3 protein-coding genes are annotated in these 3289 nt (G+C 51.3%); 2 read left to right on the plus strand and 1 reads right to left on the minus strand.

What is annotated here, in order from left to right; all coding sequences use genetic code 11:
* A partial coding sequence (xylA, locus tag VIM87_RS17220; RefSeq protein WP_331998196.1) for a xylose isomerase occupies positions 1-1299 on the minus strand: 1299 nt, incomplete at its 3' end.
* A 123-nt stretch (positions 1300-1422) separates the two neighbouring features.
* On the opposite strand from xylA, the gene VIM87_RS17225 reads away from it, so the two are divergent.
* Both VIM87_RS17225 and VIM87_RS17230 read left to right on the plus strand, forming a co-directional pair.
* Complete coding sequence (locus VIM87_RS17225; RefSeq protein ID WP_331998197.1) at positions 1423-2445, plus strand: LacI family DNA-binding transcriptional regulator; 1023 nt, start codon at positions 1423-1425, stop codon at positions 2443-2445.
* 340 nt (positions 2446-2785) lie between these two features.
* Positions 2786-3289, plus strand: a 504-nt coding sequence (locus VIM87_RS17230; RefSeq protein ID WP_331998198.1) for a sulfite exporter TauE/SafE family protein, incomplete at its 3' end; no start/stop codon positions are given.

The following is a 3289-nucleotide window of genomic DNA, read 5'->3' on the forward strand; positions in this document are numbered from 1 at the left end:
TTCCTGCCTGCCGCTCAGGGATGCCGGCTCGCCTTTTTCGATAGCATAGGCGCGCAGGTCTTCCAGTGACAGCTTCCCGGCTTCAAAATCCTTTCCTTTACCGCTGTCAAAAGAGGCGTAACGGTCCTGGCGGATCTTGCGGTATTCTGATTTTTGCAGCACATTATCCGCTATTACCAGCGCACGGGCAAAGGTATCAATGCCACCGATATGCGCATGGAACAGGTCTGCCGGATCTGTGGAGTTACGGCGGATCTTGGCGTCGAAATTAATACCACCACCTTTAAAGCCACCGGCTTCCAGGATGATGAGCATATATTCCGTTACCTCGTTGATATTGTTGGGGAATTGGTCGGTATCCCAACCGTTCTGCTGATCGCCCCTGTTAGCATCAATAGAACCCAGCAAACCTGCATCTGCAGCTATCTGCAGCTCATGCTGGAAGGTGTGTCCCGCCAGGGTGGCGTGGTTCACTTCCAGGTTCAGCTTAAAGTCGTTCAGCAGGTCGTACTGGCGTAAAAAGCTGATCACGGTTGCCGCATCATAATCATATTGATGTTTGGTAGGCTCACAGGGCTTAGGCTCTATAAAGAAGGTGCCTTTAAAGCCCTGCTTGCGGGCGTAATCCTTAGCGGTATGTAAGAAACGGGCCAGGTGCTCCTGCTCCCGCTTTACATTGGTGTTCAGCAGGCTCATATAACCTTCCCGGCCGCCCCAGAACACATAATTCTCGCCTCCCAGCGCAATGGTAGCATCCAGCGCGGCTTTTACCTGCGCTGCTGCATGGCTGAGCACATGAAAATCAGGGTTAGTGGCAGCGCCATTCATATAACGGCGGTGTGAGAACAGGTTGGCGGTACCCCACAGCAGCTTTACCCCGCTATCGGCCTGTTTGGTCTTGGCATAATCTACCAGGGCCTGCAGCCTTTTATCGTTCTCGGCTACATCGTTCCCGTAATCTACCACATCCACATCGTGAAAGCAGTAATAAGGCATTCCCAGCTTGGTGATGAACTCAAAAGCGGCGTCCATCTTGTCTTTCGCTCTTTCTACTGCGTCGCCTTTTTCATCCCAGGGGAAAATATGGGTGGGGCCGCCAAAAGGATCGGCGCCGTTGCCGCAGAAGGAATGCCAGTAGGCCACTGCAAAACGCAGGTGCTCTTTCATGGTTTTACCGGCTACTACTTTATTCTCATCGTACCAGCGGTAGGCCAGCGGGTTGTCGGTAGCAGGGCCCTCAAATTTGATAGCGCCTATACCCTTGAAAAATTCTTTGCTGCCTGTGACAATGTTTGCCATAGTGAAGGTATCAGTTTTAAAAATGGTGAAAGTGGAACGTTTTGACAATTTATGCCAACGTTGGCATAAAAATAAAAGAAACCTTGAAAAAACAAAAGCCTATTCTTAAAATTGTGATACAAAATGAAAAAAACTACCATTCACGATATAGCCCGCGAGCTGAATATCACCTTTTCGACCGTGGCCCGGGCGCTGCGCAACAACCCGGCCATTAGCGAGGCCACCCGGGTGGCCGTACACCAAACGGCGGAGCGGCTCAACTACCGGCAGAACAAGCTGGCCAGCTCCCTGCGCTCCGGCAGCACGCATGTTATCGGGGTCATTGTGCCCAGCCTGCATGTAAGCTTTTTCAGCTCCGTGGTGCACGGTATTGAAAAGGTGATGAATGAGAACGGCTACAGCATACTCCTGTACCAGAGCAATGAAATGCTGCGGCAGGAGGTAAAAGGGATTGAAACGTTCCTGCAATCGCGAGTGGATGGGATCATTTCATCCGTTACGCTGGAAACGGAGCAGTATGGGCATTACGAGGAAATTAAGAAGCGTAACATTCCCCTTATTTTCTTTGACCGTACCCTGGATGCGCTGAACACCCCCAGTGTAACCATTAACGACCACCAGGGTGGCTTTATGGCTACGGAGCACCTGATACAGCAGGGATACCGGCGTATTGTGCATATTACCGCCGCGCAGAACATGCCTATTTTTAAGGAACGGCTGCGCGGTTATAAAGATGCCCTGGAACGTTACGGCATCCCCCTGCAGGAAGAGCTGATATTGCAGGGGCAGTTCTCCATTGAATACGGCCGCTCCTGCATACGGCAGCTACGGGAGCAGGGCATTACCTTTGATGCTGTATTTGCGCTGGAAGATTATACTGCCATGGGCGTAATACAGCAGCTGCAGGCCTATAACATACAGATACCCCAGGAAACCGGGGTAATAGGCTTTGCAAATGAAGCTTTTGGTGAGCTGGTGCATCCCGGCCTTTCCACGGTAGACCAGCAAACCGTAAAAATGGGTGAAGAAGCGGCCCGTTTATTCCTGAAAACAGTGCTTAATAAGGAACCCGCCGAAGACCGGCCGGCAGAAAAGGTGGTGCTGGAACCGGTGCTGATCGTGAGGGGTTCTTCGCGGAGACGGTAAAAAATGTGCAGATGTGCAGATATGCAAATGTGCAGATGAAATGCAGCGGAGATGGTGACAATGTGCGCAGATGTGCAGATATGCAGATGTGCAGATGTGCAGATGAAATGCAGCGGAGATGGTGAAAATGTGCAGATGTGCAAATATGCAAATGTGCAGATATGCAGATGAAATGCAGCGGAGATGGTGTTTTGCATTACAGTTTCCATCATTTGCACATTTGCACACCCGCATATTTGCACATTTGCAAATTACTCTTAGTCCATCGGAATACAAGACAGCTTTGCATTCTGGCCACATTTACTGACCTTTGTGCCCACCAACAACTGATGGACCAACCATGACCATTTTAACTTTTACGCTAATTCTTCTGGGCGGGGCTTTCCTGGCAGGTTTGCTGGGCTCTCTTACCGGCCTGGGGGGTGGCGTAGTAATTATTCCACTGCTGACGCTCGTATTCCATACCGACATCCGCTATGCAATTGGCACCGCCCTTATTGCGGCCATTGCTACCTCCTCCGGCTCAGCATCTGCCTATGTAAAAGAGGGTATTACCAATATACGCCTGGGCATGTTCCTGGAAATTGCCACCACTACCGGTGCAGTGGCCGGGGCCTTGCTGGCGGTGTACATGCCCACCAGCGTGGTGGCGGTTATTTTTGGCCTGGTGCTCATTACCTCCGCTTTCCTATCCATCCGCCCCAAAGGCAATCACCTGGAAACAGCTGATAAAAGCCAGCTGGCGCAACAGCTGCGCCTTAACGGCCAGTATCCTACCCCTGAAGGTATGGTGAACTATAAAGTGCGGCATGTGCCCGGCGGTTACCTGATGATGACGCTGGCC

Source organism: Chitinophaga sp. (assembly GCF_036569125.1).
Classification (GTDB): Bacteria; Bacteroidota; Bacteroidia; order Chitinophagales; family Chitinophagaceae; genus Chitinophaga.